Raw genomic sequence first — 26,882 nt, 5'->3', positions numbered from 1 at the left:
TAGGAAACAGGGGCCTACGCTGCAGGTCGCTCAGCCGGAGGCACCGCATGCAGAGGCGCAATCACTTCCACGATGCCGTCCTGCTGCTTGGGCTGGTGTTGAGCCTCAATACCGCGCGGGCCCAGACCACACTCACCATCGGCACCGTGAACAACGGTGACATGGTGCGGATGCAAACCTTGTCAAAGGTCTACGCGGACACGCATCCCGGAGTGCAGCTCAACTGGGTGGTGCTGGATGAGAACACCCTGCGGCAGCGCCTGACGACGGACATCACCACGGGAGGTGGCCAGTTCGACGTCATCACCATCGGAGCCTACGAGGCCCCCATGTGGGGCCGCCAGGGCTGGCTGGTGCCCCTGGACTCCATGCCCGCCAGCTACGGGTTGGATGACCTCATGCCCAACGTACGCAAGCAATTGAGCGACGACGGCCACCTGTACGCGCTGCCCTTCTATTCGGAGGGCTCCATCACATTCTACCGGAAGGACCTGTTCGCGGCGAAGGGCCTGCAGATGCCCGACGCGCCCACGTGGGAGCAGATCCGCGGCTTCGCGCAGGCCCTGCACGCGCCGGAGCGTGGCCTCTACGGCATCTGCCTGCGAGGCAAGGCCGGCTGGGGCGAGAACATGGCCCTGATCACCACCATCGTGAACAGCTTTGGCGGGCGCTGGTTCGACGAGAAGTGGGAGCCGCAGATCGACAGCCCCGAGTGGCACAAGGCCGTGAACTTCTACGTTGACCTTCTGAGCAAGTATGGTCCGCCCGGGCCGAGCAGCAACGGCTTCAACGAGAACCTGACGCTCTTCAACGCGGGCAAGTGTGGCATGTGGGTGGATGCCAGCGTGGCGGGCTCGTTCGTCACCGATCCCACCCAGAGCCAGGTGCCGGACAAGGTGGGCTTCACCAAGGCTCCGCGCGCGGTGACGCACAAGGGCTCGTCCTGGCTGTGGACGTGGGCCCTGGCCATCCCCGCCAGCTCGAAGCAGGTGGAGGCCGCGCGCGACTTCATCGGCTGGGCCACCTCGCGCGAGTACAGCCAGCTCGTCGCCCAGCGCCATGGCGTCTCGGCGATGCCCCCGGGCACGCGCCTGTCCACCTACGCGTCCGAGGCCTACCTCAAGGCCACGCCCTTCGCCCAGGTCACCCTGGAGGCCATCCGCACCGCGGACCCCACCTCCCCCACGCTCCAGCCCGTGCCGTACACGGGCGTGCAGTTCGCCACCATCCCGGAGTTCCAGGCGGTGGCCACGCTGGTGGGCCGCCTCATCTCCGGAGCGCTGGCGGGCACGGCCGACGTGGACGAAGTGCTGAACACGTCGAAGAAGGCGGTCCGGCGCACCATGGCTCGCGCGGGCTACTACGACCGCTGAGCGCGACTCCTTTCCGCTTCAATCCCTTTCCAGCAGGAGTGCGTGATGAGCGTCTCCAGTTCCCCACGCCGTGTCGGATGGCTCACGGCCTCGCCAGCAATCATCATGCTGTTCGCGTGGATGATCGTCCCGCTGTCCATGACGTTGTACTTCTCCACGCAGTACTACAACCTGCTCTACCCCGGCAAAACGGCGTTCGTGGGGCTGGAGAACTTCGCCTACTTCTTCACCTACCCGAGCTTCTGGACGAGCGTCCGCAACACGCTGCTGCTGGTGGGCAGCGTGCTGGTCATCACGGTGGTGGGCGGAGTGCTCATCAGCGTGCTGGTGGATGCGAGCTTCCCGGGGCAGGGCATCGTGCGGATCCTGCTCATCTCTCCGTTCTTCGTCATGCCCACCGTCAGCGCGCTGGTGTGGAAGAACCTGCTGATGAACCCGGTGTCCGGCCTGTTCGCCTGGGTGTCCCAGCTGTTCGGCATGACGCCCGTCAACTGGTTCGCGGACTGGCCGCTGCTGTCCATCATCCTCATCGTCGCCTGGGAGTGGCTGCCCTTCGCCATCCTCATCTTCGTGACGGCGCTGCAGTCGATGAACCAGGAGCAGAAGGAGGCCGCGCAGATGGATGGGGCCACGCCGGTGGCCATCTTCCGCTACCTGACGGTGCCGCACCTGGCTCGGCCCATCGCCGTGGTGGTGATGGTGGAGACCATCTTCCTGCTGAGCATCTTCGCGGAGATCTTCACCACCACCGGCGGAGGCCCCGGGGACGCCACCACCAACGTGCCCTACCTCATCTTCACCCAGGCCCTGCTCGAGTTCGACGTGGGCGCGGCCTCGGCGGGTGGCCTCTTCGCCGTCGTCCTGGCCAACGTCGTCGCCTACTTCCTCATCCGGCTGGTCGGCAAATCCCTCGACGCCTAGGAGCCTCCTCCATGTCGAAGCTCAAACAACGACGTCGCGTGGCGGAGACCGCACGGGCGGTGGGCGCCTGGCTGGTGGCCCTCATCATCTTCTTCCCCATCTTCTGGATGGTGCTCACCAGCTTCAAGACGGAGCTGGAGGCGTTCTCCATGCCTCCGGACCTGTTCTTCGGGCCCACGCTGGAGAACTACCGGGAGATCTTCGAGCGGACCCAGTACCTGCACTACGCCTGGAACTCGCTGCTCACCAGCGGCGGGGCCACGCTGCTGGGCATGCTGGTGGCGATCCCCGCCGCCTATAGCTTCGCCTTCCACCCGAGCGCGCGCACCCGGGGCACGCTGATGTGGATGCTCTCCACGAAGATGCTGCCCGGGGTGGGCGTGCTGGTGCCCATCTACCTGCTGTCGCGGGACCTGGGGCTGCTGGACTCGCGCATCCTGCTCGTCGTGGTGTTCGCGCTCATCAACCTGCCCATCATGGTGTGGATGATCTACACGTACTTCCGCGACATCCCGAAGGACATCCTCGAGGCGGCGCGGATGGACGGCGCCACCACCTCGCAGGAGATGATCCGGGTGCTGCTGCCGGTGAGCCGGGGCGGGCTGGCCTCCACGGCGCTGCTGTCGCTCATCCTCAGCTGGAACGAGGCCTTCTGGTCGCTGAATCTGACGACGACCCGGGCCGCGCCCCTCACCGCGCTGGTGGCTTCGTTCGCCAGCCCCGAGGGCCTGTTCTGGGCCAAGCTGTCCGCGGTCTCCACGCTCGCCTGCGCCCCCATCCTGGTGCTGGGCTGGCTCTCTCAGAAGCAGCTCGTTCGCGGTCTGACCTTCGGCGCGGTCAAGTAAGCGGAGCTCCACTCATGGCACGTCTCGACATCCAATCCCTCACCAAGTCGTTCGGAGAGACCCGCGTCATCAAGGGCGTGGACCTGCGCGTGGAGGACCGTGAGTTCTGCGTCTTCCTGGGCCCCTCCGGCTGTGGCAAGTCCACGCTGCTGCGTCTGATCGCCGGGCTGGAGGAAGCCACCTCCGGAGAGATCACCCTCGATGGTCAGCCCATCACGGACCTGCCCCCCGCCAGGCGCAACCTGGCGATGGTGTTCCAGTCCTACGCCCTCTACCCGCACATGACGGTGCGGCAGAACATGTCCTTCGCGCTGGACCTGGCCAAGACGGACCCCAAGGTCATCGAGGAGAAGGTCCAGCGCGCCGCGCGCACCCTGGAGCTGGAGCCCCTGCTGGACCGCAAGCCGGCGGCGCTCTCCGGCGGCCAGCGTCAGCGTGTCGCCATCGGGCGCGCCATCGTCCGCGAGCCGCGCATCTTCCTGTTCGACGAGCCGCTGTCCAACCTGGATGCCTCGCTGCGCGTGCAGATGCGGCTGGAGATCGCCCGGCTGCACCAGGCCCTCCAGGCGACGATGATCTACGTCACCCACGACCAGGTGGAGGCGATGACGCTGGCCGACAAGGTCGTCATCTTCAACGCGGGGAACATCGAGCAGATCGGGCCGCCGCAGGAGCTCTACCGCCGCCCCGCCAACCGGTTCGTCGCGGGCTTCCTGGGGATGCCACAGATGGCCTTCCTGGAGGCCACCGCGAAGGGCGGAGCGCTCGTGCTGGGCAATGGCGCCTCCCTGGCGGTGCCGGAAGGCCTGGCGCGGCTCGACGAGGGCGCCAGGGTGACCATCGGGGTGCGCCCCGAGCAGCTCTCACTGGCCCAGCCCGGGCAGGGCACCCTGGACGGCAAGGTCGAGGTCATCGAGCGGCTGGGCAGCGACGCCTACGCCTACCTGGCGGTGCCGAACATCGGCCGCATCACCGTGCGCTGTCCCGCGGAGGTGGGCAGGCTGGAGGGCACGCAGGCCTCGGCGCTCATCCAGCCCCGCCACTTCCATGTCTTCGACTCCCAAGGCGTTGCACTCCACCACCCTGCTCACTCCTGAGCGTCCCTCCATGCATACCCTGGATCAGGCTCACCTCTCCTCGCTGCCGAAGTCGATCGTCCGCCCTGGTTATGACCGGAGCAAGCTGCGCGCGGGCATCGCGCACATCGGCGTGGGCGGCTTCCATCGCGCGCACCAGGCCATCTACCTCGATCGGATCCTCTCGCGGCCCGGCCACGAGGCCTGGGGCCTGTGCGGCATCAACCTGCTGCCACAGGACGCCTCCATGGCCGCCGTCATGAAGCGCCAGGATGGGCTCTATACGGTGAGCGAGATGGCTCCGGATGGCACCCACGTCTCGCGTGTCGTCGAGGCCATGGTGGAGTACCTCTACGCGCCCGAGCAGCCCCAGGCGGTGCTCGACCGGCTGAGCCACCCGGACATCCGCATCGTCTCGCTGACCATCACCGAGGGCGGCTACCTCATCGACGCGCAGGGCCGCTTCAACCTCCAGCACCCCTCGGTGGTGGAGGATCTCGCGCACCCCCACGAGCCCAAGGGCGTGTTCGGCTATCTCATCGAGGCGCTGGACCGCCGGCGCAAGGCGGGCGTGCAGCCCTTCACGGTGATGTCCTGCGACAACCTGCGGCACAACGGCGTCCAGGCCCGGAAGGCCTGCGTCGCCTTCGCCCAGGCGCGAGACCCGCGGCTCGCCGCGTGGATCGAGAAGGAGGTGGGCTTCCCCAACGCCATGGTCGACCGCATCACCCCCGCCACGGATGATGCCACTCGCAAGCGGCTGCGCGAGCTGACCAACGTCGACGACGGCGCTCCCGTCATCTGCGAGGACTTCATCCAGTGGGTCCTGGAGGACGACTTCCGCAACGGCCGCCCGGAGTGGGAGGCCGGGGGCGTGATGATCACGAAGGACGTGTCTCCGTACGAGGAGGCGAAGATCCGCCTGCTCAACGCGAGCCACACCATGCTCTCGTACCCGGCCTACCTCTCGGGGTACCGCAAGGTGGACGAAGCCCTGCGCGACCCGCTCTTCTCGGGCTACCTGCGCGACTTCCTCGACCATGACGCGGGCGTGTGGCTGCGCTCGCTCCCCGGGCTCGAGCTCGAGGAGTACAAGGCCACGCTGATCCGGCGCTTCTCCAACCAGGCCGTGGGGGATCAGCTGGCGCGGCTGTGCATCGATGGCGGCTCGAAGATTCCGGGCTTCCTGCTGCCCACGGTGAACCTCATCCTGGAGAAGGGCCGCCCCTACCATCGCATCGCGTTCTTCCTCGCGGCCTATGATCGCTACCTGCGAGGCGGCGCGGACGAGAAGGGCGAGCGCTATCCCATCAACGAGCCCAACGCGCGCGTGGTGCTGGAGAAGGTCGTCCCGAGCGACTCGCCGATGACGCTGCTCGGCATTCCCGAGCTCGTCGGCCCCCGGATGCCGGCGCACCAGGGCTTCGTCGACCTGTACCTGGACCTGCGCAAGCAGCTCGATGCGAAGGGCGTGGTGGCGACGCTCCGGGAGCTCAACGCGAAGCACCCTTCCCCGCCCGCCGCCTGAGGGAGCCGCCCGCCATGACGCGACTGATCGCCTTCGGTGAAGCGCTGGTCGACATGCTGTCCAGCCGGCTGGGAGACTCCACCGCGCCGGAGACGTTCACGCCCTACGCGGGAGGGGCACCGGCCAACGTCGCCGTGGCCTGTGCCCGGCTCGGGGTGCCGAGCCTCTTCGTGGGCATGCTGGGAAAGGACCGCTTCGGGGACTTCATCCTCGGAGAGCTCGCCTCGCACGGGGTGGACATCCGCCACGTGGAGCGCACGGACCAGGCGAAGACCGCGCTGGCCTTCGTCTCGCGGGATGCCTCGGGCGAGCGCCGCTTCGACTTCTACCGGCCGCCCTCGGCCGACCTGCTCTACCGCCCCGAGCACCTCCCCGCGAACCTGTTCGACGCTCAGGCGCTGCTGCACCTGTGCTCCAACACGCTGACCGAGGAGGCCATCACCGCCACCACCTTCGCGGTGGCCGACCGGGCTGCCGCCGCGGGAGCGCTCATCAGCGTGGATGCCAACCTCCGCCCCAACCTGTGGCCCGGCCACCGCGTGGACATCGCCCGCGTCACCGCCCTGCTGGACAGGGCGCAGCTCATCAAGCTGGCGAGCGAAGAGCTGGAGCTGCTGCGCAACGGCGTGCCCGAGGAGCGCTGGCTGGAGGAGCGGCGGGCCAGGGGCGCCGTGCTGGTGGTGATCACCGACGGAGGCAAGCCCGTGACGGCCGTGACGGCGCAGGGCCGGTTTCAGGTGACTCCGCCCAAGGTCCAGGTCGTGGACACCACGGCCGCGGGAGATGCCTTCATCGGCGGGCTGCTCTCCGCGGTGGTGGAAGCGCGGCTCACCCGGGACACGCTGGCCGCCTGGGCCGCGGACAGGGAGCAGCTGACGCGGGCCCTCGAGCTGGCCTGCCGCTGTGGGGCTTTCACGGTGACCCGGCCCGGCTCCTACGCCGCGCTGCCCCGGCGGGCGGACCTCGCCGCGCTGGCGGCCGAGGCACGGCCCTCCGCTGGCTGAGGGGCTCACTCCCGGAGCGCGGGGTACAGACGGCGCCAGCGCGGGTACTCCTGGGCATAGCGGTGGACGAGCGCCGCATCGGGCTCGATCGTTCGAGCCACGGGGGGAGGCACCGCGAGCTTGAAAGGGTCCTCGCCCGTGGCCGCGAGCCGGCCCAGGCGGGCGGCTCCGAACGCGCCGCCAAAGTCACCTTCCGCGTGCACGTCCAGCGGCCGGTTCAGCACGCTCGCGAGGATCTTCAGCCACAGGGGTGAGCGGGAGCCACCGCCCACGGCCGAAGCGCGAGCCACCTGTGTCCCCGCCTCCGAGAGCACCCGCAGGCAGTCGGCGAAGGCATAGGCCACGCCCTCCAGGACGGCCTGGGTCAGCGCCGCGCGGCCGTCTCCATGAGCCAGTCCCACGAACGCGCCCCGAGCCGAGGCATCGTTGTGCGGCGTGCGCTCGCCGGAGAGATAGGGAAGGAACTTCACGGGAGAGGGAGCCTGGACGCGCTCTCCCAGGGCGGCGACGAGCGAGGGCGCAGGCTCGCTGAGCAGCGTGGACAACCACTCGAGGCTCGCCGCGGCGGAGAGGATGACTCCCATCTGGTGCCAGGTGCCGGGCACGGCGTGGCAGAAGGCGTGCACCGCGCCCTCCGTGTTTGGGGAGAAGCGTGCGTTGGAGACGAAGAGCACGCCGGACGTTCCGAGGGAGACGAAGGCCTCGCCAGGCCGCACCGCGCCGATACCGATGGCACTGGCCGCGTTGTCTCCTCCACCGCCCGCCACCACGGGCGAGCGCGTCATGCCCCAGCGCCGAGCCAGCTCGGGCCGCAACTGGCCGGAGCGCTCCGAGCCCTCCACCAACCGTGGCATGTGCGAGAGCTGGAGCCCGGTGGCCGCGAGGAGCTCCTCGGACCAGGCGCGACGGGCCACATCCAGCCAGAGCGTCCCGGCGGCGTCCGACATGTCCGAGACGTGCTCGCCCACGAGGAACAGGCGGAGATAGTCCTTGGGCAGCAGCACCTTGCGCGTGCGGGAGAAGACATCCGGCTCGTGCCGGGCGACCCACAGCAGCTTGGGCGCGGTGAAGCCAGGCATGGCAATGTTGCCGGCAATCTCCCGGGAGCGGGGGCAGCGCTCCTCCAGCTCGGGGCACTCGGCCTGCGAGCGGCCATCGTTCCACAGGATGGCGGGACGCAGCGGCCGGTCATCAGCACCAAGCAGGGTGGCGCCGTGCATCTGACCGGACAGGCCGATGCCCTCGACGGCCGCCAGCTCCGCCGGGTGGGAGGCCGCGAGCTCGTCCAGCGCGAGTTCACAGCCACGCACCCAGGCATCCGGCTCCTGCTCGGACCAGCCTGGGCGCGGCCGAGTGACTTCCAGGGCCACGCTGGCACTGGCGAGGATGCGCTCCTGGGCATCCACGAGTACCGCCTTCACGGACGACGTCCCCACATCGATGCCGAGGTACACGCGCGCTCCCCTTGACTGACATCGAACGAGCTTCGGTTTTACGTATCCTCAGCGGCGGATATCTACTTTTCCAGGTCAAGCATCAGTAGAGAGCTCTTCGTCCTTTTGCTCGTGAGTTCCCGATGAAGCCCCTGAACCGGCCCCTGGAGTTTCCCCCGACGCGACGCGATCCCGAGAGCGGCTACACGCTGCACGGCAGGCGGTTCGACGACCCTTACACCTGGCTCGAGCGGCTCGACTCCGAGGAGACCCAGGCGTGGATCTCGGCGCAGGAGGCCGTCACGCACGGGGTGCTGCGCACGATGCCGGGACGCGACGAGCTGCGGGCAGCAGTCGCTCGCTCCACGCGCCATGCGAGGCGCTCGCCGCCGATTCCCGCAGGGCCGAACGGTCGCGAGTTTCTCTGGCAGGCGGATGCCAGCGACGACAAGCTCAAGCTCATGCTCCGGCGTGGCAAGGGCGCGCCGCTCGAGACGCTGCTCGACCCCAACACCTGGGCGAGCAACGAGGCCCTGGTCTTCGCCGTGCCCTCCCCCGACGGTGCTCGAGTCGCTTTCGGCAAGTCCGTCGGAAGCACCCATGCCGCGGTGATCCACGTGCTCGACGTCGAGACGGGGAAGCTGCTTCCCGACCGGCCCCGAGGAACGATGCACACGTCGGTGGCCTGGAGGCCCGACGCGTCCGGGTTCTTCTATGCCGCGTGTCCCGAACCGGGAGAGGTGCCGCCGGGCGACGAGGCTCACTGGAACGCCATCTATGAGCACCGGCTCGGGTCGGGGGCACCGGCTCGCCGGGTGTTCGGCGATGACCGGGACAAGGAGTACTGGTGCTCCGTCAAGATGAGTGAGTGCCGCCGCTTCGCCGTGCTCTACAAGTGGGACTACGTGCACGCCAACGTCGTCTCCCTGCTACGGCTCGCCGATGACGCGCTCGTGCCGGTGGCTCCGGACATGCGGTCGCTCAATCAAGTGCAGGTGATCGACGACTCGCTGCTCGTCCAGACCGACCTCGACGCGCCACGCGGCCGGCTCTGTATCGCGCCGCTGTCGGCGCCCACGCAGTGGCGAACGCTCATCCCCGAGAGCGAGGACACGCTGCAGACGGTCACGGGTGTCGGCGGCCGGCTCTACGCCGTCTACTCGCATGCGGCGTCGCACCGCGTGCGCATCCACGCCGAGGACGGCACGTGGCTGCGCGATCTCGCGCTGCCAGCCCTGGGCTCGGTGAATCGCAACGAGGGAGAAGGCATCGTCAGCGGCATCAGCGGCGCCTGGAGCGGTGACGAGGTGTGGGTGAGCTTCATGTCGTACGTGCAGCCGCCGTCGGTCTATCGGTACGACTACGCGACGGATCGCCTGTCGCCGTACCATGTCCCCGACGTCGGGCTCGACGCCTCCGAGTACGTGACGGATCAGGTCTGGTACGAGTCGCTCGATGGAACGCGGGTCTCGATGTTCATCGTCCACCGCAAGGGAGTGCCTCGCGATGGCCGGCAGGCCGTGCGCCTGAACGGCTACGGAGGCTTCAACATCGCGCTGGAGCCACGCTTCTCGGCGCTCCACGCCACCTGGCTGAAGCTGGGCGGCGTGCTCGCCTTCGCCAACGTGCGAGGAGGCGGCGAATACGGCCGCGCCTGGCACGAGGCGGCCTGCAAGACGCGGCGGCAGAACGCCTTCGACGACTACATCGCCGCGGCGCGCTGGCTCGTCTCCGCGGGCTACACGACTCCCTCCAGGCTCGTCTCGCGAGGCAACAGCAACGGCGGCCTGCTGGTCGCCGTCGCCGCCATGCAAGCGCCCGAGGCCTTCGGAGCCGTCTACTGCCGTGCGCCGACCCTCGACATGCTGCGCTTCCCGACGTTCGGCCACATGAGCTCGGCGGTCATCGAATACGGCTCGCCCGACGATCCCGTCGAGGGCGCGTATCTCGCTGGCTACTCGCCGTACCACAACGTCCGAGCCGACCGCCGCTACCCGGTGATGACCTTCGTGTCGGCGTTGAACGACCGCATCGCGCCGCCGCACGATCCGCTCAAGATGGTCGCCAGGCTCCAGGCGGAGGCCACTCAGGGCGGCCCCTATTTCCTGCTGCCGCTCCGGGACTCGGGACACGGCGGCGGCACCACGCTGACGGCGCTCATCGAGCAGGACGTCGACGAGCTGAGCTTCTACTGCTGGGCGCTCGATGTCTCGCCGCTCACGACGCCCTGACAGCCCAGCACGAGCCCCGCGAGGCTCTCCCCCTCTCTTGGAGCTTCGATGAATCCTCTGTTCCGTATCGCGAGTGTGTTCGCCATCTCGGCGCTGTGGTCCTCTCCTGCCCTGGCCACCAGCACGGGCATCACCGGCCAGTCCGGCAAGGACGGGACGACGTGCAACACGTGTCACAGGGGGGGAGCGATCCCCACCGTGGCGCTCGAGGGCCCCGCGACCCTGGAGCCCGGGGCCACGGGCCAGTACACCTTCATCATCCAAGGCGGCGCCGCGAAGACGGGAGGGCTGAACATCGCCGTGGACAACGCGGAGGCCAGCCTCCAGGCCGGCGCCACCGGGATGAAGAAGCTGGGGACCGAGCTGACGCACTCCGCTGCCCAGCCCTTCACCGCCGGGGAGCTGCGCTTCAGCTTCACGCTCGTCGCGCCCGCGAAGGATGTCACCCTCAAGCTCTTCGCGGCGGGCAACTCCTCCAACGGAGATCTGGGCAGCGATGGAGACAGGGCCGCGGCCACGCAACTGAGTGTGACGGTGGGCAAGGGCACGCCCGTCGATGTCCCAGGCGAAGAAGAGGAAGAAGAGGGTGAGAAGGACAACGGTGGCGGATGCGCCGCCGCTGGGAGCGCGCCAGCCTGGGGCCTCCTGCTGGCGGGCCTGGCCCTGTTCCGGCGCCGCCGGAGCTGAGCGCTCGCAACCGTCGGAAGACGGCGCTCAGACGAAGGGATGCGAGAGGACCGGTGGTCGTGCTCGCCTCGAAGCTCCTGCGGAGAGCGGACACGCCGAGCCACCGCCTGGCGAAGGGCATCGAGCCTGAGGCCGAACAGCGGACGAAGCTTCCCGGTGGGCTCCAGGCAGCTGCCCCCCGCGCGCAGCGACAGCCGCCCGATGAGCCGCGACTCAGCCAGGACAAGTCATCTCTGGCCACACCGACGCATGCCGCGCAGTGGGAGGCCCTCCGTGCCGCGCTTCATGCTCCAGGGCTCATTCCTCGTTGTTGGCAAGCAGCGTCAGGACCAGCTTCTCCGGAGACATGTACTCTCGGCCTTGCTGGTCCGTGGCGGAGGCCGAGACTTCGCGGACCACCCGCATCACGAGTGCCTCGCCGAGCAGGTGGTGAAGCGTCAGCATGGCCACCGTTCGGGCACTCCGTGGCTCGAAGTCGCCGAGCGCCGCCGCGACCATCGAGATGTGGATACCGCCAGGTGAAGGCGGGGACATCCAGAACCGGGCGTCCCCCAGGTCCACATCCGCGATGCTGCCGACGAGGGTCAACGCATCGCGCCAGGAGCGTACGCGCTGCCGGCGTCCGAATACCCGCCATCCCGGAAGGGTGGGTGCGCACGCGACGATGGCGTCGACGACACGCGCGACCTCCGCGTCCCCTTCCGGAGTGAGAATGAGCAGGACGGTCGAGTCCCTGTCCGCGGTGACATCAAAGGCGAGGTCGAAGCCAGCATCTTGAAGTGCCTGCTCCACCGCCTCGAAGAGTCTCCTCGGGGATTCCTCGAAACCGGGCCGCAGCGGTGCCACGAGCGCCAGAAAGGCGCTCCAGAATCGCTCAGCCGCTGCTTGAACATCGAAGGAGTCATCGCTCATGGAGGCCACAGGCTATCGCGTTGGCCCCCATCCAACCGAGAGGCGACGATGACTGGAGGCCCGAGAAAAAAACTCGGGCATGTAGCTCCGACAGCAACGGTCCCAACGGGCGCTGCATCACGCACCACTGCGCCAGCCACCGCTGTGTGACGTACTCAGGGCAGGCTGGAGGACCAGCCACCGTCCACGGTGTAGGCGCCGCCGGTGCAGTAGCTGCTGTCCTCGCTGGCGAGGAAGAGGTTCAGCCTGGCGACCTCCTCGTTGGAGGCGAAGCGCTTGAGGGGCACGCGCCCGGCGACCCAGGCCCGCACCTCGGCCTCGTGGCCGGCTCCCATCATCCGCTCCACATTGGTCATCATGTCGTTGTCGACGGGGCCCGGGCACACCGCGTTGACCCGGATGCGGTGGGGCGCGCCGTCGATCGCTGCCGCGCGCGCGATCCCCACGACGGCGTGCTTGCTGGCCACGTACGGCGAGGAGATCCCCATCCCGCCGAGCCCTCCCGCCGAGGAGGTGAGGATGATGCTCCCGCCGCCGCGCTTGCGCAGCTCGGGGAACGCGTACTTGATGGCCAGCCACGTCCCGCGCACGTTGATGGCCATCACCGAGTCGAAGGCCTCCACGGAGATGTCGGAGATGGGAGCGAACTCCCCCTGGATGCCCGCGTTGCTCACCAGGATGTCGAGCCCGCCGTGACGCTCCACCGTCTCGCGGAGGTAGCGCTGGGTGTCCTCGACCTGGGAGACATCCGCCACGGCATAGGTGACGTTCTCGTGGTTGATCGTCTGCACCGTCTTGCGGAGCTTCTCCGCGTTCCGGCCCACCAGCAGCACCCGGGCGCCCTCCTGGACGAAGAGGGCGGCCGTCGCCGCTCCGATGCCACTGCCGCCGCCGGTGATGACCGCGACCTTGTCCTGCAACCGCTTCATGATGTGCTCCCTCTCGAGGTCGGCTGGTGCTCCAGCCAACGCGGATACTAGAGAGAGCGCGTCAGCCGCACTAGCACCCGGGGTTCAGCGCGGTGACGCCGCTGCACGGGCCGTGGTGGCCCGTGCAGCGGATGGCGCCCAGGGCTCAGGGCGTATACAGCTCCGCCGTCGAGAGCCAGCCATCGGTGGTGCCCCCTCCCGCGGTGAGCACCTGCCCGTTGGGTAGCAACGTCGCCGTGTGGCCACTGCGAGGGTCCGCCATGGAGTCGGTGGGGCTCCAGGTGTCCGTGGCCGGATCGTACAGCTCCGCCGTCGCGAGGGCGTCGTCACTGAAGCCCCCCGCCACGAGGACCTTTCCGTCGGACAGCAGCGTCGCCGTGTGGCTCTCTCGAGGTTCGGTCATGGCGCTGGCCGCGCTCCAGGTCCCCGTGGCCAGGTCATACAGCTCCGCCGTCGCCAGAGTGACGAAACCATCCCCATCTCCACCTGTGATGAGAAGCTTGCCGCCGGGGAGCAGCGTCGCCGTGTGGTCGGCGCGAGCCTCGGCCATGGCGCCGGCCGGGCTCCAGGTACCCGTGGCCGGGTCGTACAGCTCCGCGGTCGCGAGACGGACATAGCCCTGACCGATGCCCCCCACCACGAGGACCTTGCCATCGGGCAGCAGCGTCGCCGTGTGGGCCCAGCGAGCTTCGGCCATGGCGCCGGTCTGGCTCCAGGTGTCCGTGGCCGGGTCATATAGCTCCGCCACCTCGGGGTTGGCACTCGGGCCGATTCCGCCCGCCACGAGGACCTTGCCGTCGGGCAGCAGCGTCGCGGTGTGGAAGTAGCGGCCCTCGCCCATGGGGCTGGCCGGGCTCCAGGTGCCCGTGGCCGGGTCGTACAGCTCCGCCGTCTCGAGCTCGCCGAACATGTTGTTGGCTCCCCCCGTGACGAGCACCTTGCCGTCGGGCAGCAGTGTCGCCGTGTGGGCGGCGCGAAGATCGCTCATCGCGTCAGTGGGGCTCCAGGTGCCCGTGGCCGGGTCGTACAGCTCCGCCTCGGCGAGGAAGAAGTCCTCATCTCTTCCGCCCCCCGTGACGAGCACCTTGCCACTGGTCAACAGCGTCGCCGTGTGGCTCGAGCGACGCTCGGTCATGGAGCCCGTGTAGATCCAATGCGCCTGACAGGTCGGCAGCCCCCTCACCGTGAAGCTCCGGGATGCGGTGAGGTTGAAGGCATTGGTCACGGTGACGGTGATGGTGGGGGGAGCGCCCGTGCTGATGCAGGAGGAGGGCGCCGTCCAGGAGATGCGGCTGCGGGAGACGTCGTGGGTGGGTGTGCCCAGCGTGCCGAGATTGGCTTCCCACGAGAAGCTGAGGGCGGAACCCTCCGGATCGCTGGCCACCACCTCATAGGTGAGCACCTGCCCCAGGGAGGCGGTGTCCGAGGAGCGATAGGAGCGGACGATGACAGGGGCGAGGTGGTTGGTGGGAGGCGTGTTGCTGACGCACAGGGCGACGGAGCCGGTGGTCGCGGCTCCGTTCCCGTCCGAGACGGAGACCGTCAGGCGGCAGTTGTTGCAGGCCCCAGCGGGCAGCAGCGAAGGGGTGAACTGAGCCGAGCTGGAGGAGGCATTGCTCCAGGAACCGGCGCAGGTGGCGCTCCAGGAGTAGGACAGGCTGTCGCCATCCGGATCGGAAGCGGAGACGGAGACAGCCGTCGTCTGCCCCACGGCCAGCCGCGTGGGAGCCGCACTGAGCGAGGCCACCACGGGTGAGCTGTTGAAGGAGATGGACAGCAGCGCATCGCCCTCGCCTCCGCTGTGGGTGACGTTGACGGCCAGGGCAATGCTGGAGGACAGGCCCCGAGAGTCCGTCACGGTGAGGGTGAGGGTCTGGATGCCAGTGGAAGTGGGAGCCGTCCACCAGGTGGAATCGCTGGAGGGAGAGCCGAAGGAGCCCGCGGTGGCGCTCCAGGCGTAGGTGAGGGTATCGCCAGGGTTGGGATCATGCGCGGTGGCTCTCAAGAAGATGAGGTCACCCGCTGGCACGGAGGTGGCGGTGGCGTACAGGGAGTCGATGAGCGGGGCCTCGTTGTCGAAGGGAGGCGGTGGATTGAGCTGCTGGAGGGTGATGGCGACGAGCGACATCTGGTTCGCGGAGATGGTGATGCCCGAGGCGGAGCCCTCGAAGAGCAGGGTGCCCGTGGCGTCGAAGGCCCGTGCATGGAAGGAGCGGTCGGCACCCGCGGGGATGTCGCCGATGATGCCGCCCCACACGCCATTGGAGAGCGCGAGGTCCAGGGTCACGGTGGGAATGTCCGCAGCGCTGGAGGTGACGGAGACCCGGGCGAGGCTGGAGGAGAGGGCTTGGGGCGCGGAGACGGCGAAGCGCGCCGAGCCTGTGTCGGGGGACGATGCCGAGCAACCTGCCAGCAGCGCGACCGTGAGCGCCAGCATCAGGTGAGTGCATGCTTTCTTCATAGGGTTCCTTCTCCGTGCGCGCGCCCCCTCGGCGGTTGCATGACAAGAATTGAGAGGGTGGCGGGTTCAGACGATCCGGGGCAATGCCTGGAGGCCTCGCCCTGCAACCGTGCGCCCGAGAGTAGGAATGGAGGGAAGAGCCGACCATTACCCCAGTAGCTTGCAGGCCGTCTTCTGCCAGACGCCGTCTCTGCTCCGGCGGCCAGCCATGGGCCCACCCGCGCCTGTCCGCGTTTTCAGGGGAGCTGCTGCTCCAGCCCGTGCCACCGCCTGCGGACCCATTGACGGAGGTACTCGATCTCCTCCTCATGGGTGGTGAAGTCCGTGCGGTCTCTCCACCGCCGGAAGTCGCGGTAGGCACCGCCCCAGTGGGCCTCGTCGCGCCGCGCCGCCGCAGCGAGCTCCCGCGCGTACTGCTCCATGAGCCCGAGCACCCGCTCCACGTTCAGCTCGTCGCGCAGCAAGGTCCGGTAGCGCTCGCGCATCGGCTCGGCGATGGAGGGGTCGGCCAGCATCCTCGCGAAGAGGTGATTGCGATCCGCGAAGTCAGCGAAGAGCTCCGGAGCACTCCGCCAGGTGTTCCACTCCTGGCCGAAGCTGGCATCGAGATCCCAGGGGATGTAGCGCCACCGCCCCTCCGCTCCCGGGGAGCGGTAGTGGTAGGCGTTCTTCGCCACCGAGTCATTCGCGTGGACCAGGGTCGCGAAGATCCACCAGTCCTCGTAGTCGAGCGTCTCCATCCACGAGCCTCGCTCGGCCCGGAAGGTCTCCGCGTCCGCGCCCGACACGAACTCCGTGAGCGCGAGGATGCTCTCGTAGGCCTCTGGCCCGAGCTCGGGCTGGCCCGCCTTCTTCTCGAAGCCGGCCATGAGCGAGGACTTGCGCGAGCCCTCGGACGTGTGGCGTGAGAAGTTGGCCTCGGGCTCGACGGCCTTGAAGAGCTCTCCCATGGGGTTGAGCCCTTGCGCCGCCAACAGCTCACGGTCGACGTGGTCAGCGGCCGTATACAGGCCCCAGTACTCGCCGTTCAGGTAGAGGATCATGCTGCCGGTCTTCACCTGGAGGTGGTCCGGCGACATGCGGTTCCACAGCGTGAACGCGAGCCTGGAGCGCAGGTAGGAGTTGTCGTTGAAGGGGCTGATCAGCACCAGCTTGCGCCGGGCGGTGAAGCCGTCGCCCAGGAGCGGCTCCTCGAACGGAGCGCTGGGCGCGAACGTGAGGGTGTAGCTGAGCTTGGGAAACGCGCGGGAGGTGTTGCCGCGGACCTTCACCTCCACCGAATGGCAGCGGTCCCGATAGACGAGCCGCGCCTGCTGATCACCATCCGCCTCCGGCAGGGAGGGCGAGAGGAAGAGATGGAAGACCGGCAGCCCGTCTTCCTCGGCGTGGAGGGCGGTGGAAAGGAGCGCCTCGCAGCCTGGCAGGGTGTCACCCCAGCCGTTCACGGCCTGACAGGCCGAAAGCAACCCGCAGGCCATCCCCGCCAGCAGCCAGGTCGAGCTGCCTCTGCTTTTCCGAGCCATACCTCCCCTTCGCCGTGGAAACGTAGCCACGCGCGAAGAGGGCGGTAGCCCTCCCTCCGGGGCCCAGTGCCGCAGGGAGGCTCGGAGCATGTGGGCGCTACAGCGCCGTGCCGGTGTACTCCTGGAAGGGGCCGGTGATCACCAGCGTGAGGCCATCGCTCTGCATGTTGGCGAACAGGGCTCGCCCGTCTGGCGAGAAGCAGACGCCCGCGAACTCTCCCCCCGAGCCCAGCGCGCCGCGCGCCAGGTTTCGCACCTCCCCCGAGGGCGTGAGGATGCGCAGGAACTCGTTGGGCCAGCGCGCGTTGTCCCCATCCTCGGCCAGCACCACGTCACCCCATGGGGCGACGCAGAGGTTGTCCGGCATGTCGAGCAAGCCCCGCTCCTCCGCTTGCGCCAGCAGCTCCAGCCTGCCGCCCTGGAGCCCCTCGGGCTGGTAGCGCCAGATCTGCCCGCCGCCCTGGGGACCGCCCGTGGTGGCGCAGAAGAAGACGGCGCCACCGTGGAGGAAGAGGCCCTCGCCCCGGCGGAAGAGGGCGGCCCCGCGCTCGACGCCCTGCCGCCGGAGGGTGTCGTCCTGCGCGCTCGGACTCGGCAGGTCCACCCAGTCCACCCGGAAGGTGTCACCCCGCTTCGCCTCCGCGCTCACGGCCCGGGGCATGGACTCGATGCGCAGGGCCTGCAGCCGGCCGCGCGACTCCGGGCCCAGGCGGGCGCCAGGCGTCTCGGGCACGAAGCGGTAGAAGCAGCTGTCGTTGCGATCCTCGGTGAGGTAGGTGACGAAGCTCTCCGGGTCGACCACGGCGGCCTCGTGGTTCATCCTGCCGAGACCGGGGATGGGCACCGGGGCCCGCAGGCTACTGGCGGCCGGGTCGCACAGGAAGACGTAGCCATGGCCCTCCGCGAGCGTCTCCTCACAGGAGAGCCAGCCCCAGGGAGAGGTGCCGCCAGCGCAGTTGCGCATGCTGCCCGCCAGCACGAGGTTGCTGGAGAGCCGGGTGAAGGTGGTGGCATCCACCACCACGCGCGTCACGCCTCCCGGGCTGAGCTCCTCCGGGCGGTAGGCCAGGTCCGGCCGCTGGCCCTCGGTGAATGGGCCCATGGCGTCCTGCCCCGGCTCCAGCTCGTGGTTGCGCATCAGCACCAGCGTGTTGCTGCCGGCCGGTCCCGCGAAGCAGCCCATGCCATCGGGCTGTCCCGGGACGCGGAATCCGTCATCCATGAGCGCGCCCCGGCGCTCGAGGATGCGGTAGCTGAAGCCCTCGGGCAGGTCCAGGATGCCGGCGGGGTCCGGCTCGAGCCCTTCGGTGGACTCGGGTGGGTGGCAGCGGCCCAGCGCGAAGGGGAGCGCGAGCGAGGCACCTGCGCGCAGGAGCGCGCGACGGTTCAGGAGGGGGCGTGGGCTCATGGCCCGCGAGGATCTTCCAGAGGAGGGCCGCGGGGAACGAACAGGCGATCGAGCGCCCAGCACGCTGGCGAGGAGACGTTCTCCTCCGAGGGCTCCTCGAGCTTCTTCGGCGGGGGTCGATTCAGCGACCGTCTCTTCGGACCAGCGTGGCCACCGCACGATCCAGGAAGGCTCGTGTCTTCGAGCGCCTCTCGGCCTCCACCCGAGGCTCGAGCCCCCAGCGGTCCATGAATGTCAGGGCCGCCGAGCTCACGAGGAGCTCCCAGAGCGCGAGCGCCTCCAGATCGAGGGCCTGGACCTTGGCGGAGACCCCGCCGTGAAGCGTCCACCGTCGGATGAGTCGCCCTGCGAGGCGTTGGGCGAGCGTCTCGTAGGGGTCGGCTGGGCGGGTTGCCATCTCGGGAGGTTATCACCCGGAGGCAGTGCCCCTGTCCCGCCCAGGCGTATCACCGTGAGCTCAAGCGAGGGTGAGGGCACGAGGTTCCAGGTGCACCTGCCCATGCTCGACAAACACGTGACAGGATGGAGGCGGCGGGAATCGAACCCGCCGCTCTCCCCCTCGCTACCGCGTGTGCGTCAGACGACGCGTCTGCTGCGTCCGGCCAGGCCCACCAACAAGAGCACCAGCATCGCGCCGATCACCGAGAAGATGAGCCCCGTCGGGTGCAGATCGAACCTGCGGCCATCGGAGTAGAAGAACGAGGCGACGAAGCCGCCCACGAACGAGCCGGCGACCCCGAGCAGCGTGGTGGCGATGAGGCCCATGGACTGATTGCCCGGCATCAGCGCTCGCGCAATCAGACCGGCCAGCAGACCAATCACCAGGAACGCAATGATACTCATTGACTGCCTCCTTGAATGGAGAGCACCGCAGCGTGCGGCGCCATTGGGGAGGAAGGTGAGGTGCTTGTCCCCGGGGGACAACTTGACAGCAGCCCCTTGCATCGCGAGCGCTCCCCTGCCCGCCTGCTCTCCGGACGGCTGCCTGCCCCCGGCTTCGAGAGAACCGTCAAAAAGTGGGGGAAACGTCAGGGGGAACGGCTAGAGAACCCTACCCATGGCGAAGGCGAAGACGCACTACACCTGCCAGGCGTGCGGGTACCAGACGGCGAAGTGGCTCGGGAAGTGTCCGGACTGCGGCGCCTGGAGCTCGCTCCTGGAGGAGACCGCGGCGAAGGTGGACGAGAAGCGCCCGGCCTGGGGCGCCTCGGGCGGAGCCTCCAAGCCGGTGCTCCTCAAGGACGTGAGCGGCGAGGCGGAGGTGCGGCGCCGCACCGGCATCGCCGAGTTCGACCGCGTGCTGGGCGGCGGCGTGGTGGACGGCTCGCTGGTGCTGCTCGGAGGGGACCCCGGCATCGGCAAGTCCACCCTGCTGCTGGCGGCGCTGGATCGGCTGTCCCGTCATGGGCCGGTGCTCTACGTCTCCGGCGAGGAGAGCCTGCGGCAGACGAAGATGCGCGCCGAGCGCCTGCGCGTGGAGAGCCAGGCCCTGCACCTGTTCGCCGAGACGGACGCGGACCGGGTGCTCGCCGCCGCCGAGTCGCTCAAGCCCACCGCGCTGGTGGTGGACTCCATCCAGACGATGTACCTGCCAGAGCTGGGCAACGCGCCGGGCAGCATCACCCAGGTGCGCGAGGTGGCCGGGCGGCTGATGGCCTTCGCCAAGCGCTCGGGGGTACCCACCTTCATCGTGGGCCACGTCACGAAGGAGGGCTCCATCGCCGGCCCTCGCGTGCTGGAGCACATGGTGGACACCGTCCTCTACTTCGAGGGCGAGCGCGGCCACCCCTTCCGCATCCTCCGCGCGCACAAGAACCGCTTCGGCTCCACCAACGAGATCGGCGTCTTCGAGATGAAGGGGCTGGGCCTGGTGGAGGTGCCGGACCCCTCCGCCCTCTTCCTGGCCGAGCGCCCGGTGGGCAAGTCCGGCAGCGTGGTGACATCCACGCTCAATGGCACCCGGCCCCTCCTGGTGGAGGTGCAGGCGCTGGTGGCGCCCACGGGCTACGGCACCGCGCGGCGCACGGCCATCGGCGTGGACGGCAACCGCGTGGCGCTGCTGGCCGCCGTGCTGGAGAAGAAGGAGGACATCCCCCTGGTGGGCTGTGACTTGTTCGTCAACGTGGCCGGCGGCATGCAACTGTCCGAGCCCGCGTGCGACCTGGCCGTGTGCGCGGCGCTGGTGTCCAGTCTGCAGAACCGGCCGATGGACCCACACACGCTGGTGCTCGGCGAGGTGGGCCTGGCCGGCGAGGTGCGCGCGGTGGGCCAGGTGGAGCCCCGGCTCGCCGAGGCCGTGAAGATGGGCTTTCAGCGCGTGGTGCTGCCCAGCGGCAGCGCTCGGCGCCTGGAGGAGACGCGGCTGAAGGTGGTCGGCGTCGAGACGCTCGGCGAGGCGCTGAGCGCCATGTTCGACTGAGGCGCGGTGGCCCTATGACGCCGGCGCCGTCAGCAGGCCCCTGGCGGCCTCCACGGCGTCATGCGTCCCCGCCAGCGCCAGCACATCCCCGGGCTGGAGCACCTCCCCCGCCGTGGGAATGGAGACATCCGCGCCCTCTCGGTGGATGGCCAGCACCGTGGCGCCCGTCACGCCCCGGAGGTTCAGCTCCGCCAGCGTCTTGCCCACCGCGGGGCTCGTCTCCTCCAGCCGCACCGGCGTCGGGGTGCCCAGGCCGGGCAGCAGCTGATGGGCCTGTGCCAGGGGTTCAGGCGTGGCGCCGTGCTCGGCGCCGTGCGCCTTCGCGTGGGACTGCGCGGCGAGGGCCTCGACGAGGACCTGCGCTCCCGCCCGGACGTGCCCCTGCAGGTTCGTCGCGCTGCGCCAGAAGGAGATGCCCAGCGCCACGAGGAGCGCCAGCACGATGAGCGGGCCCGCGAACCCACCGAGGAACGGCTGGGTGATGGCGACCAGCGGGACGCCTACCAGCAGCACGATGACTCCCTGCAGCGTGACGACGAGCACCCGCCGAGGCGCCGCCGCCAGGTCCGTCTTCCCTTCCGGCTTGAGGGGAAGCGCCACCGCCGACAGCTCCGCCGCCAGGCGGCGCGCCACCCGGACGATTCCGACGAGGAACGGCAGGCTGAGGACGAAGACGCCCCCGATGATGAGCCGCTTCGCCAGCACCGGATCGAGGCCCGCCTTCTCCTCGACGAAGGCGGAGCCCTTGTCGAGCGAGAGGGAGGCACCGATCACCAGGCCCACCAGCAGCACCGCATCCACGAGCAGCAGGCTCACCAGCCGCCGGACATTGGCGCCCCGTGTCTGGCGCGGCGGAGCGTTTCGCAGCTGCTCCACCCAGCTGCCGTACAGCGCCACGAACGTCTGCAGCGGCTTCGGCAGCTTGCGGTCCACGAAGGTGGCCACGGGGTCCGAGGCGCGGATGAGCATGGGCGTGGTCAGCGTGGTGACGGCCGACACCGCCACCGCCACCGGGTAGAGGAACTCACCGGTGGCCTTCAGCGTGAGCCCCAGGCTGGCGATGATGAACGAGAACTCGCCGATCTGCGCCAGGCTCATGCCCGACTGGACGGAGGTGCGGGTGCCATTGCCCGTGAGGAAGGCGCCCAGCGACACGCTGAGGATCTTCCCGAGGATGACCACCACCGTGAGCACGAAGATGGCCACCCAGTGGCGGGCGATGAGCGTCGGATCGATGAGCATGCCCACCGACACGAAGAAGATGGCCGCGAACACGTCCTTCACGGGCTGGACCAGGTGCTCCACCTCCTTCTCCACCCCGGACTCGGCGACCAGGGAGCCCGCCAGGAAGGCGCCCAGCGCCACCGAGTAGCCGAACGCCTGGGCCAGCAGCGAGACCGCGAAGCACAGGCCCACGCTGGCCACCAGCGTCGTCTCCGGCCGGTTGAGCCGGACCACCGCCCGCATGGCCCGAGGGACGATCAACAGCCCCACCACCACGAGCCCCACGAGGAACGCCGCCAGCTTGCCGACGGTGAGCGCCAGGCCCCCCGCGGACAGGCCGCTGCCCGTGGAGACCGCCGTGAGCATCGCCATGAGGAGGATGGCGATCAGGTCCTCGACGATGAGCACGCCGACGACGAGCTCGCGCAGCCGGCCTCGGATGCCCTGCTCATCGAACGCCTTGGCGATGATTGTCGTGCTGGAGATGGCGATGAGCGCACCCGTGAAGATGCTCTCGAGCGACGTCCACCCGAAGGCGCGGCCCACCACGAAGCCGAGCCACACCATGAGGCTGCACTGGATGACGGCGGTGAGCCCCGCCGTGGGCCCCACGGAGAACAGCTTGCGCAGGCTGAACTCCAGCCCGAGCGAGAACATGAGGAGGATGACGCCCAGCTCCGAGAGCGTATGGACGACGCCCGCGTCCGCGACGAGCGGAATGGGCACATAGGGGCCGACGATGAGGCCGGCGAGGATGTAGCCGAGGACGACGGGCTGGCGCAGTCGCTGGAACAGCACCGTCGTGACCGCGGCGACGCACAGGACCACCGCGATGGCCTGCAGAAGCTCGTGAGCGCCATGCATGGGAGTTCACCTGGAACGGAGAGGCACCCCGCCCCCACACGGAGCTCCGCGGACGCGGACCTCGGGCGAGAGCCAGGGCGGATGGCCGGACAGCAAGGGCGGCCCGGGGGGCCGCGACTCAGGGGCACATCAGCCGGGGGCGGGAGGACCGCGCAGGGGCCTGGTGACGATGCTCGGGCGATCCGCCGGGTGGCTGGCGGCCCCGGGCGTCGAGGCATCGCGCAGCCGGTGCGAGAACGCGGTGATGATGGCGTCCTGCCGCTCGCGGACCAGCCGCAGCACCGCCTGCGTGTCCGTCTGGAACCTCACCCGCCCGCGCGGCGCCTGCACCTGCTGTGGCAGCGAGCCGGACGACTGCGAGCCCCCCGCGATGGCGTCCTGCTCCTGAAGCGCCGAGGAGCGGGACTGCATGCCGGAGCGCTGGGCAGCGGCTCCCAGCGAGGGCCTGGCCCCACGAACGACCTGGGCGCCCTCCCGGGAGCCTCGCTCCAGCGTGACGGAGACCCCGGCCGGCGCCTCGGGCTCGAAGGCCCCCGCCAACACTCCGAGTGCCAGGAGGACCCCACTGGCCGCCAGCACTCGCCAGAGCGCTCCCCGTCCCTGGATCAGCAGCGGTGCTGTGAGGGCTCCGGAGCGCATGTGAATGCAGGTACTACGCGCAGTGGCATCCCGTAAAGCGGATCCGGTCAGCCCCCTACTCGTCCTCCCGCTGGCCGAACATGAGGCGCAGGAAGGGCAGGTCCTCCGAGCGAGAGAAGACGTACACGTGGTCCCCGGCCTGGAGGACGGTGTCGCCCTTGGGCGCCAGCAGCTCCAGGCCGCGGACGATGAGCATGGCGGCGGACTCGGGCGGGAACGGCAGCTCCGCGATGCGCGCCCCCGCCGTGGCCGAGGCCGCTTCGATGTAGAAGGCGCTCAGCTCGCCGTTGAGCAGCTGCGTGGAGGCGATCTCGAGGACGGCGGGGGGCGGCTCTGGCACGTTGGCCGCCAGCCCCAGCTTGCGCGTCACCCAGGGCACGGTGGCGCCGGGGATGAAGCCGTTCACCACGACGATGAAGAAGACGACGTTGAAGACCGCGTTGGCATCCGGCGCCCCGGCCAGCACCGGGTAGGTGGCGAGGATGATGGGCACCGCGCCGCGCAGCCCCACCCAGCCGGTGTAGACGATCTCCCCCGCCGGGAAGCGGAAGGGCAGCAGGCAGAGCAGCACCGCGAGCGGACGGGCGACGAAGGCCATGAAGAGGCTGAGCCCCAGCCCCACCCAGGCCACATCGAGCAGCTGCTCGGGGAAGACGAGCAGCCCCAGCACCAGGAACATGACCACCTGGGAGAGCCACGCCAGCGCGTCATGCACCCGCAGCAGGCCCGTGCGGTAGCGCAGCGTCTCGTTGCCCATCATCACGCCCACCGTGTACACGGCCAGGAAGCCGCTGCCCTGGAAGAGCGTGGGCACGCCGAAGGCGAGGAAGGCCAGCGCCAGCGTCATCACCGGATACAAGCCCGCTGCCTGCAGGCGCAGCCGCTTGAGGATCTGCCGGCCCACCCAGCCAATCCCCAGGCCCATCCCGCCGCCCACCACCATCTGGATGATGATATCCAGCAGCACCTCCCGCCAGGCCAGCGCCGCTCCGCTCACCAGGTTCTGGGTGAGGGTCATCGTGAGGATGACGGCCATCGGGTCATTGAGGCCGGACTCCAGCTCGAGCGTCGTGCCCACGCGGCGCTTGAGGTGCAGCCCGCTGCCGCGCAGCACGGAGAAGACGGCCGCCGCGTCCGTGGAGGAGACGATGGCCCCCAAGAGCAGGGCCACCGGCCAGGAGAAGCCGAACAGCAGGTGCGCGGCCACGCCCGTGAAGCCCGCCGTGGCCACCACGCCCACCGTGGCGAGCACCGAGGCCGGGCGGATGGCGGCACGCACGGCGGACAGGGGCGTGTTGAGGCCGCCGTCGAAGAGGATGAGGACGAGCGCCACCGTGCCCAGGCGGAAGGCGGCGCCATAGTCGTTGAACTCGATGCCCCCGGGCCCGTCCGAGCCCGCGGCCATGCCGATGCCCAGGAAGAGCATCGCCACAGGGAGCCCGAAGCGCCTCGAGGCGCGGCTGAGCAGGACGCTCAGCGCCATCAGCACGCCGGCGATGACGAGGAGGAAGGCGGTAGGAAGCGGCTCCATCAGGCCCCGGAGGATGCCCTCACTCTACCCGGCGAGGCACAGGAGATTGTTCCCGGGCGGGAGCCTGTGCAATGAGGAGAACATGTCTTTCATCCAGCAGGCCCTCATCTTCCTGGCGGCCGCCGTGGTAGCCGTCCCGCTGTTCAAGCGCCTGGGGCTGGGCTCCGTCCTGGGCTACCTGGCGGCGGGGATGATCATCGGCCCCTGGGGCATCGGCGCCATCTCGGAGGTGGAGAGCACCCTGCACTTCGCCGAGTTCGGCGTGGTGCTCCTGCTGTTCCTCATCGGACTGGAGCTGCAACCTTCCCGGCTCTGGGAGCTGCGCAAGTCCGTGTTCGGACTGGGTGGGGCGCAGGTGGTGGGCACGGGGGTGCTGCTGGCGGGAGCAGGGATGGTGGCCGGGCTGCAGGCCTCCACGGCCCTCATCGTCGGGTTGGGCCTGGCGCTGTCCTCCACGGCCTTCGCCCTCCAACTGCTGGCTGAGAAGAACGAGCTGACGGCCGACTACGGCCGGGCCTCCTTCGGCATCCTGCTGTTCCAGGACCTGGCCGTCATCCCGCTGCTGGCGCTGCTGCCGCTCCTCGGCACCTCGGACACCCCGTCCACCGAGCCGACGTGGCTGGCGGCCCTCAAGGGCGCGGGGGTGCTCGTCGGCGTCGTCCTGGCGGGCCGTTACGCGCTGCGTCCGGTGTTCAAGGTGGTGGCCTCGTTCCACAGCCAGGAGCTGTTCACCGCCACCGCGCTGCTGCTCGTCATGGGCACCGCGGCGCTGGTGAGCGCGGTGGGGCTGTCCATGGCGCTGGGCGCATTCCTCGCCGGCGTGCTCCTGGCGGACTCGGAGTTCCGGCACGAGCTGGAGGCGGACATCGAGCCCTTCAAGGGCTTGCTGCTGGGGCTGTTCTTCATCGCCGTGGGCATGTCGGTGAACATCGGCCTGGTCTCCACGAGCCCGCTCCTGGTGCTGGGGCTGGTGCTGGGGCTGGTGGTGCTCAAGGCGGCGGCGCTCTACGCCATCGGCCGCTGGGCCTTCGGGGGCAACGAGCAGGCGCTGAGCATGGCCATCGTCATCTCGCAGGGCGGCGAGTTCGCCTTCGTGCTGTTCCGGCTCGCGGTGGGCTTCCACGTGATGGACGCGAAGCTGGCGGACCTGATGGTCGTCGTGGTCAGCCTCTCCATGGTCACCACCCCGCTGCTGTTCACCGCGTACGCGCGGTGGCTGCGCCCCCGGCTCACGAGGAAGACGCACCGGGAGTTCGACGTGGCTCCCTCGGAGGACAACCCCGTGCTCATCGCCGGCATGGGCCGGGTGGGACAGGTGACGGCACGACTGCTACGCGCCAAGCGCATCGGCTTCACGGCGCTGGACATCAGCTCCGAGCACATCGACTTCATCAAGCGGTTCGGCAACAAGGTCTACTACGGGGACGCCTCGCGGCTGGACCTGCTGCGGGCCGCGCGGGCGGACAAGGCGAAGATCTTCGTGCTCGCCATCGACGACGTAGAGGCGTCGGTGCGGACGGCGGAGACGGTGATTCAGCACTTCCCGCACCTCACCATCTTCGCGCGGGCCCGAAACCGGCAGCACGCCTACCGGCTGCTCAACCTGGGCATCAAGCACATCATGCGCGAGACGTGGGTCTCCAGCCTGGAGATGACGGGGGAGATCCTCCAGGAGCTGGGGCTGACCTACTCGGAGAGCCGCAAGACGCTGGAGCGCTTCCGGCAGCATGACGAGGACCTGATGCTGGCCACCTACCCGTACCACAAGGACGAGAAGAAGCTCAGCGAGATGGCGGCCCGGGCGCGCGCGGAGCTGGAGAGCCTCTTCGAGAAGGACGCCGCCGAGGAGAAGAAGGCGGGCTGAGCCGAGCGCC

The 26,882-nt window shown here is 69.3% G+C and carries 21 protein-coding genes; 10 read left to right on the top strand and 11 right to left on the bottom strand.

The features are described 5' to 3' along the window. Positions 1-47 precede the first annotated feature (47 nt). From KY572_RS10345 to KY572_RS10320, 6 genes are read left to right on the top strand one after another with little or no spacing between them, the layout of a single operon-like run. Positions 48-1,373 carry an ABC transporter substrate-binding protein gene (locus KY572_RS10345; RefSeq protein WP_224242382.1) on the top strand — a complete coding sequence of 442 codons (1,326 nt, stop codon included), beginning with the start codon at positions 48-50 and terminating at the stop codon, positions 1,371-1,373. Between the two features lie 45 nt (positions 1,374-1,418). Continuing rightward, positions 1,419-2,294, top strand: a complete 876-nt coding sequence (locus tag KY572_RS10340; protein WP_224242381.1) for a carbohydrate ABC transporter permease — start codon at positions 1,419-1,421, stop codon at positions 2,292-2,294. Between the two features lie 11 nt (positions 2,295-2,305). After that, a complete protein-coding gene (locus KY572_RS10335; RefSeq protein ID WP_224242380.1) occupies positions 2,306-3,139 on the top strand; it encodes a carbohydrate ABC transporter permease in 834 nt (277 codons plus the stop codon). A gap of 14 nt (positions 3,140-3,153) precedes the next feature. Next, positions 3,154-4,236: an ABC transporter ATP-binding protein gene (locus KY572_RS10330; protein ID WP_224242379.1), complete on the top strand. Its 1,083-nt coding sequence runs from the start codon at positions 3,154-3,156 to the stop codon at positions 4,234-4,236. 10 nt (positions 4,237-4,246) lie between these two features. Continuing rightward, a complete protein-coding gene (locus KY572_RS10325; RefSeq protein ID WP_224242378.1) occupies positions 4,247-5,743 on the top strand; it encodes a mannitol dehydrogenase family protein in 1,497 nt (498 codons plus the stop codon). 14 nt (positions 5,744-5,757) lie between these two features. Further along, positions 5,758-6,747, top strand: coding sequence for a carbohydrate kinase family protein (locus KY572_RS10320; protein ID WP_224242377.1), 990 nt, complete (start codon positions 5,758-5,760; stop codon positions 6,745-6,747). Between the two features lie 5 nt (positions 6,748-6,752). On the opposite strand, the gene xylB is transcribed toward KY572_RS10320, so the two are convergent. Then, complete coding sequence (gene xylB, locus KY572_RS10315; protein WP_224242376.1) at positions 6,753-8,201, bottom strand: xylulokinase; 1,449 nt, start codon at positions 8,199-8,201, stop codon at positions 6,753-6,755. A 122-nt stretch (positions 8,202-8,323) separates the two neighbouring features. Between xylB and KY572_RS10310 the strand changes: the two genes are divergently transcribed. Together KY572_RS10310 and KY572_RS10305 are read left to right on the top strand one after the other, a co-directional pair. Next, positions 8,324-10,411: a prolyl oligopeptidase family serine peptidase gene (locus tag KY572_RS10310; RefSeq protein WP_224242375.1), complete on the top strand. Its 2,088-nt coding sequence runs from the start codon at positions 8,324-8,326 to the stop codon at positions 10,409-10,411. Positions 10,412-10,459: 48 nt separating this feature from the next. After that, complete coding sequence (locus tag KY572_RS10305) at positions 10,460-11,098, top strand: MXAN_6652 family MXYO-CTERM-anchored protein (protein ID WP_224242374.1); 639 nt, start codon at positions 10,460-10,462, stop codon at positions 11,096-11,098. 297 nt (positions 11,099-11,395) lie between these two features. On the opposite strand, the gene KY572_RS10300 is transcribed toward KY572_RS10305, so the two are convergent. From KY572_RS10300 to KY572_RS10270, 7 genes are all read right to left on the bottom strand, one after another. Further along, on the bottom strand, positions 11,396-12,010 hold the full coding sequence (locus tag KY572_RS10300; RefSeq protein ID WP_224242373.1) for a hypothetical protein: 615 nt from the start codon (positions 12,008-12,010) through the stop codon (positions 11,396-11,398). A 155-nt stretch (positions 12,011-12,165) separates the two neighbouring features. Beyond that, complete coding sequence (locus KY572_RS10295) at positions 12,166-12,939, bottom strand: SDR family NAD(P)-dependent oxidoreductase (RefSeq protein WP_224242372.1); 774 nt, start codon at positions 12,937-12,939, stop codon at positions 12,166-12,168. Positions 12,940-13,084: 145 nt separating this feature from the next. Further along, positions 13,085-15,400 carry a Kelch repeat-containing protein gene (locus KY572_RS10290; RefSeq protein ID WP_224242371.1) on the bottom strand — a complete coding sequence of 772 codons (2,316 nt, stop codon included), beginning with the start codon at positions 15,398-15,400 and terminating at the stop codon, positions 13,085-13,087. A gap of 236 nt (positions 15,401-15,636) precedes the next feature. Continuing rightward, on the bottom strand, positions 15,637-16,923 hold the full coding sequence (locus tag KY572_RS10285) for a CotH kinase family protein (protein ID WP_224242370.1): 1,287 nt from the start codon (positions 16,921-16,923) through the stop codon (positions 15,637-15,639). A 97-nt stretch (positions 16,924-17,020) separates the two neighbouring features. After that, on the bottom strand, positions 17,021-18,331 hold the full coding sequence (locus KY572_RS10280; protein ID WP_224242369.1) for an alkaline phosphatase PhoX: 1,311 nt from the start codon (positions 18,329-18,331) through the stop codon (positions 17,021-17,023). Between the two features lie 121 nt (positions 18,332-18,452). Continuing rightward, complete coding sequence (locus KY572_RS10275) at positions 18,453-18,728, bottom strand: hypothetical protein (protein ID WP_224242368.1); 276 nt, start codon at positions 18,726-18,728, stop codon at positions 18,453-18,455. Between the two features lie 179 nt (positions 18,729-18,907). After that, positions 18,908-19,174, bottom strand: a complete 267-nt coding sequence (locus KY572_RS10270) for a GlsB/YeaQ/YmgE family stress response membrane protein (RefSeq protein WP_224242367.1) — start codon at positions 19,172-19,174, stop codon at positions 18,908-18,910. A 214-nt stretch (positions 19,175-19,388) separates the two neighbouring features. On the opposite strand from KY572_RS10270, the gene radA reads away from it, so the two are divergent. Beyond that, positions 19,389-20,750, top strand: a complete 1,362-nt coding sequence (gene radA / locus KY572_RS10265) for a DNA repair protein RadA (RefSeq protein WP_224242366.1) — start codon at positions 19,389-19,391, stop codon at positions 20,748-20,750. Between the two features lie 12 nt (positions 20,751-20,762). Here radA and KY572_RS10260 read toward each other — a convergent pair whose 3' ends face one another. The 3 genes from KY572_RS10260 to KY572_RS10250 all read right to left on the bottom strand — a co-directional run bounded on the left by KY572_RS10260 (position 20,763) and on the right by KY572_RS10250 (position 25,008). Then, a complete protein-coding gene (locus KY572_RS10260) occupies positions 20,763-22,838 on the bottom strand; it encodes a cation:proton antiporter (RefSeq protein ID WP_224242365.1) in 2,076 nt (691 codons plus the stop codon). Positions 22,839-22,967: 129 nt separating this feature from the next. Then, positions 22,968-23,477 carry a hypothetical protein gene (locus KY572_RS10255; protein WP_224242364.1) on the bottom strand — a complete coding sequence of 170 codons (510 nt, stop codon included), beginning with the start codon at positions 23,475-23,477 and terminating at the stop codon, positions 22,968-22,970. Positions 23,478-23,532: 55 nt separating this feature from the next. Beyond that, on the bottom strand, positions 23,533-25,008 hold the full coding sequence (locus KY572_RS10250) for a potassium/proton antiporter (RefSeq protein WP_224242363.1): 1,476 nt from the start codon (positions 25,006-25,008) through the stop codon (positions 23,533-23,535). A gap of 82 nt (positions 25,009-25,090) precedes the next feature. On the opposite strand from KY572_RS10250, the gene KY572_RS10245 reads away from it, so the two are divergent. After that, the gene (locus KY572_RS10245) at positions 25,091-26,872 is read left to right on the top strand and encodes a monovalent cation:proton antiporter-2 (CPA2) family protein (RefSeq protein WP_224242362.1); all 1,782 of its coding nucleotides are present in this window, start codon (positions 25,091-25,093) and stop codon (positions 26,870-26,872) included. Positions 26,873-26,882: the final 10 nt, after the last annotated feature.

The organism is Hyalangium gracile (assembly GCF_020103725.1).
GTDB classification, from domain to species: Bacteria; Myxococcota; Myxococcia; order Myxococcales; family Myxococcaceae; genus Hyalangium; species Hyalangium gracile.
This window is presented reverse-complemented; position numbering and strand designations above follow the sequence as displayed.

Coding starts and splice junctions, on each gene's coding strand:
- KY572_RS10270 (WP_224242367.1), bottom strand. CDS start 19,174: ATGAGTATCATTGCGTTCCTGGTGATTGGTCTGCTGGCCGGTCTGATT.
- KY572_RS10320 (WP_224242377.1), top strand. CDS start 5,758: ATGACGCGACTGATCGCCTTCGGTGAAGCGCTGGTCGACATGCTGTCC.
- KY572_RS10340 (WP_224242381.1), top strand. CDS start 1,419: ATGAGCGTCTCCAGTTCCCCACGCCGTGTCGGATGGCTCACGGCCTCG.
- KY572_RS10300 (WP_224242373.1), bottom strand. CDS start 12,010: ATGAGCGATGACTCCTTCGATGTTCAAGCAGCGGCTGAGCGATTCTGG.
- KY572_RS10295 (WP_224242372.1), bottom strand. CDS start 12,939: ATGAAGCGGTTGCAGGACAAGGTCGCGGTCATCACCGGCGGCGGCAGT.
- KY572_RS10345 (WP_224242382.1), top strand. CDS start 48: ATGCAGAGGCGCAATCACTTCCACGATGCCGTCCTGCTGCTTGGGCTG.
- KY572_RS10255 (WP_224242364.1), bottom strand. CDS start 23,477: ATGCGCTCCGGAGCCCTCACAGCACCGCTGCTGATCCAGGGACGGGGA.
- KY572_RS10250 (WP_224242363.1), bottom strand. CDS start 25,008: ATGGAGCCGCTTCCTACCGCCTTCCTCCTCGTCATCGCCGGCGTGCTG.
- radA (WP_224242366.1), top strand. CDS start 19,389: ATGGCGAAGGCGAAGACGCACTACACCTGCCAGGCGTGCGGGTACCAG.
- KY572_RS10330 (WP_224242379.1), top strand. CDS start 3,154: ATGGCACGTCTCGACATCCAATCCCTCACCAAGTCGTTCGGAGAGACC.
- KY572_RS10260 (WP_224242365.1), bottom strand. CDS start 22,838: ATGCATGGCGCTCACGAGCTTCTGCAGGCCATCGCGGTGGTCCTGTGC.
- KY572_RS10325 (WP_224242378.1), top strand. CDS start 4,247: ATGCATACCCTGGATCAGGCTCACCTCTCCTCGCTGCCGAAGTCGATC.
- KY572_RS10245 (WP_224242362.1), top strand. CDS start 25,091: ATGTCTTTCATCCAGCAGGCCCTCATCTTCCTGGCGGCCGCCGTGGTA.
- KY572_RS10275 (WP_224242368.1), bottom strand. CDS start 18,728: ATGGCAACCCGCCCAGCCGACCCCTACGAGACGCTCGCCCAACGCCTC.
- KY572_RS10305 (WP_224242374.1), top strand. CDS start 10,460: ATGAATCCTCTGTTCCGTATCGCGAGTGTGTTCGCCATCTCGGCGCTG.
- KY572_RS10280 (WP_224242369.1), bottom strand. CDS start 18,331: ATGAGCCCACGCCCCCTCCTGAACCGTCGCGCGCTCCTGCGCGCAGGT.
- KY572_RS10335 (WP_224242380.1), top strand. CDS start 2,306: ATGTCGAAGCTCAAACAACGACGTCGCGTGGCGGAGACCGCACGGGCG.
- KY572_RS10310 (WP_224242375.1), top strand. CDS start 8,324: ATGAAGCCCCTGAACCGGCCCCTGGAGTTTCCCCCGACGCGACGCGAT.
- KY572_RS10290 (WP_224242371.1), bottom strand. CDS start 15,400: ATGAAGAAAGCATGCACTCACCTGATGCTGGCGCTCACGGTCGCGCTG.
- KY572_RS10285 (WP_224242370.1), bottom strand. CDS start 16,923: ATGGCTCGGAAAAGCAGAGGCAGCTCGACCTGGCTGCTGGCGGGGATG.